The organism is Kitasatospora sp. NPDC091257 (genome assembly GCF_044757675.1).
Lineage (GTDB): Bacteria > Actinomycetota > Actinomycetes > Streptomycetales > Streptomycetaceae > Kitasatospora > Kitasatospora lactacystinica.
Genome location: NZ_JBIVVI010000850.1, coordinates 1 through 4105 on the forward strand (window position 1 = coordinate 1; position 4105 = coordinate 4105).

2 protein-coding genes are annotated in these 4105 nt (G+C 72.1%); both read left to right on the plus strand.

What is annotated here, in order from left to right; genetic code table 11:
• Nucleotides 1-126 precede the first annotated feature (126 nt).
• Entirely contained in the window at nucleotides 127-1638 is a 1512-nt protein-coding gene (locus ACIQOV_RS30800) for an alpha/beta hydrolase (RefSeq protein WP_401053904.1), read from the plus strand.
• 284 nt (nucleotides 1639-1922) lie between these two features.
• On the plus strand, nucleotides 1923-4105 hold a 2183-nt coding region (locus ACIQOV_RS30805), incomplete at its 3' end, for a transglycosylase domain-containing protein (RefSeq protein WP_401053906.1).

Sequence of the window (4105 nt, forward strand, 5' to 3'; positions counted from 1 at the left end):
CCACCCTCCACGGCTGGAGACCGCGACCGACGGCGGTCTCCACCCCGTCCCCGGGGGATTTCCCCACCCCCGACCGGCCCGCTGTCCGGATGGGACCAAGTCCCGTGCCGCAGCAGACTCTTGGGCATGACGAAGCCCACCCGTACCATCACCGCCGCGGTCACCGCGGCCGCCGCCCTCGCCATGACCGCGCTGAGCGCCCTGCCCGCCGGCGCGGCCGGCACCGCACCGCCCGGAAGGGACGGCCTGGCCTGGACGGCCTGTCCGGACGCCCCGGCCGACAGCCCCCAGCGCTGCGCCGAGGTCACCGTCCCGCTGGACTACGCCGACCCGAACGGCCCCCGCATCACCCTCGCCGTCTCCCGGATCACCGCCGCCGATCCCGGCCTCCGCCGCGGCGTGCTGCTGGCCGTCCCCGGCGGACCGGGCGGCTCCAGCCTCGACCTCGTCCACGGCATGGCGGGGCACCTGCCGCAGTCCGTCCGGGACCGCTACGACGTGGTCGGCTTCGACCCGCGCGGCGTCGGCCGTTCCACCCCGGTCAGCTGCGCACTGGACACCGCCGACCTGTCGATGGTCAAGGTGCGTCCCTGGCCGGCCGCCGACGGCTCGATCGACGGGAACCTGGCCACCGCCCGCCGCGTCGCCGAGACCTGCGCGCGCAACGGCGGCCCGGTGCTGCGCAGCATCTCCACCGCCAACGAGGCCCGCGACATCGACAGCGTCCGCCGCGCCCTCGGCGAGCGCCGCCTCTCCGTGTGGGGCGTCTCGTACGGCACCTACGCGGGCGCGGTCTACGCCACCATGTTCCCCGAGCGCACCGACCGGATCGTGCTGGACAGCAACGACGACCCGGACCCGACCCGGGTCGGGCGCGGCTGGCTGGACAACTACGGCCGGGGCGTGGAGGACCGCTTTCCCGACTTCGCCGCCTGGGCGTCGGCCCCGGACAACCCGGACCGGGTCGCGGACACCCCCGAGGAGGTCCGCCCGCTCTTCCTCGACCTCGCCGCCCGCCTCGACCGGGCCCCGCTGCCCTGGGAGGGCGCCAACCCGGCGGAGCTGAACGGCAACGTGCTGCGCGAGACCCTGCTGGAGAGCATGTACGCGGACGCGAAGTTCCCGGTCCTCGCCCGGCTGATGCTGGCCGGTCTCGGCCGGGCTCCGCTGCCCGCCCCGCCCAAGCTGGGCGAGCGGGAGCTGCAGGCGGTGCAGAACACCCTCGCCGTCTCGGTCGGCACCCTCTGCAACGACGTCAAGTGGCCCACCGACCCGGCGAGCTACGCCAAGGCCGTCACCGCGGACCGCGCCGCCCGTCCGCTCACCGCCGGCCTGCCGGTGAACGTGATGCCCTGTGCTTTCTGGCCGTTCGCGCCCGCCGAGCCGCCGGTGCGGGTGACCGACCGCGGCCCGGCCAACGTGCTGCTCACGCAGAACCTGCGCGACCCCGCGACGCCGTACGCCGGTGCGCTCAAGCTGCGGGCGGCCTTCGGGGACCGGGCACGGATGGTGGCGGTGGACTCGGGCGGCCACGACGTGTACCGGGCCAACGGGAACGCCTGCGGTGACCAGGTGGTGACGGACTACCTGGTCACCGGCCGCCGCCCGGCCCGGGACGTCTTCTGCCCGGCGGGCTGAGCGCCGCGGCCCGAGCGGCGCCGGCCGAGCCGGTGAAGACCGGGCGGGGAAGGCCGGGCGGGGAAGGCCGGGCGGGGAAGGCCGGGCGGGGAAGGCCGGGCGGGTAGGGCCGGACAGGCACGGGGCGCAGCGCGCGGGGGCAACGGGCCGTGGACGAACGGCCCTTGTTCCTGCGTGCACGCCCGTTCGGCCCTCGGGAATGAGTCGAATCCGTCGCGATTTTGTGACAATCCTTCGCCAGCACCCGCCCCCCACGGCCTGTTGACGGCCGTAATGTTCGATCTATGTCACCGAAGAGCCGCATACCCGCCGCCTCGGACCCGGGCGACACCTGGGTGCCGCGCCCGAGGCGCCGCGAGACCCCGCTCGGCATCCTGGGCCACGCGGCCACCTTCCTCGGCGCCAGCGTGCTGGGCGGCATCCTGCTGGCGGGCCTGATCCTCCCGGCGGCCGGGGCGGTCGGACTCGGGGCGAAGAACGGCGCCGAGGGCTTCGAGAGCATCCCCGACGACTTCAAGACCCCGCCGCTGAGCCAGGCGACCCAGATCTTCGACGCCAACGGCGGTCTGATCGCCAAGGTGTACGAGCGCGACCGGACCGTCATACCCGCCGACCAGATGTCCCCGCTGATCCGTACGGCGCAGGTCGACATCGAGGACGCCCGGTTCTACGAGCACGGCGCCGTCGACCTCAAGGGCATCCTGCGCGCGATCACCAAGAACGCGGAGAGCGGAGCCGCCGTCCAGGGCGCCTCCACGCTGACCCAGCAGTACGTGAAGAACGTCAACGTCGAGAAGGCCGGGGACGACCCGGACGCGGTGCGCGAGGCGCAGCGCAAGACGCTCGGCCGCAAGATCCAGGAACTCCGGTACGCGATCAAGCTGGAGGAGGACCTGACCAAGGAGCAGATCCTCACCAACTACCTCAACATCACCTTCTACGGCCACCAGGCGTACGGCATCCAGGCCGCCTCCCAACGCTACTTCGGCAAGGACGCCAAGGACCTCGTCCTGCCCGAGGCGGCGATGCTCGCCGGGCTGGTGCAGAACCCGTCCCAGTACGACCCGAAGCTGCACCCGGTGGCCGCCCAGAAGCGCCGCGACACCGTCATCGACAAGATGGTGGAGAACAAGCACATCACCGCGGAGCAGGCCAGGGAGGCGAAGGCAGCCCCGCTCGGCCTCAACTACAAGGATCCGCGCAACGGTTGCATCACCGCCCAGGCCGGGATGGGCTTCTTCTGCGACTACGTGCGCCACGTGGTCAAGCAGGACCCGGCGTTCGGCAAGAGCACGGCGGAGCGCAAGAAGCTGTGGGACACCGGCGGCCTGAACATCTACACCACGCTGGACCCGGAAAAGCAGGCCGCGGCCCAGAACGCCGTCTCCACCAAGGTGTACGTCACCGACCCGGTCTCGGCCGCGATGACGATGGTCGAGCCCGGCAGCGGCAAGATCCTGGCGATGGCGCAGACCCGCCCGTACGGCCTGGCCAAGGAGAAGAACGAGACCGTCGTCAACTACAACGTGGACGCGGCGATGGGCGGCGGCATCGGCTTCCAGCCCGGCTCCAACTTCAAGCCGATCGTGGCCGCCGCCGCCCTGGAGGCCGGGCTGTCGCCGACCCAGCGGTACGACTCGCCCAACCGGATGGACTGGCCGACGATGCGGACCTGCGACGGCACCTGGAAGAACCTCAGCAAGGGGAAGAAGGAGGGGACCATCCCCAACGAGAGCACCTCCGAGGTCGGCCCGTACGAGCTCAAGCAGGCCATGGCGCTCTCCGTGAACACCTACTTCGTGCAGATGGAGCAGGAGATCGGCCTCTGCGCCGTCAAGCAGATGGCCAACAAGCTGGGCATGGAGGGCAAGGCCGACGGCTCGGCGCTGCAGGAGGTGCCGGCGCTCGGCCTCGGCACCCAGGAGGTCAGCCCGCTGACCATGGCCAACGTGTACGCGACCTTCGCCGCCCGGGGCACCTACTGCGCGCCGATGGCGATCAACCGGATCACCACGGTGGACGGCGCCGACGTCCCGGTGCCCCAGGCCCGGTGCACCCCGGCGATGTCCGAGGACACCGCCGACGTGATCAACAGCGTGCTGCTCGGGGTGACCGAGAAGGGCGGTACCGCGCGGGACCTCGGCCTGGACGACCGCCGCCAGATCGCCGGCAAGACCGGGACGACGGACGAGAAGAAGTCGGCCTGGTTCACCGGCTACACGGGCAACCTGGCGGGCTCGGTCTGGCTGGGCAGCCCCGGCACCAAGGTGCCGATGCGCAACATCCGGATCGGCGGCAAGTACCAGGCCGAGGTCTTCGGCGCCACCGGCCCCGGCCCGATCTGGCAGCAGGCGATGAGCGACGCGGTGCGGAACATGCCGGAGAAGGACTTCACCACCGTCTACATCCCGGACCCGGTGCGGCGGGACACCAACTGCCCCACCCCCGGCGGCACGCCGGGCTCGTC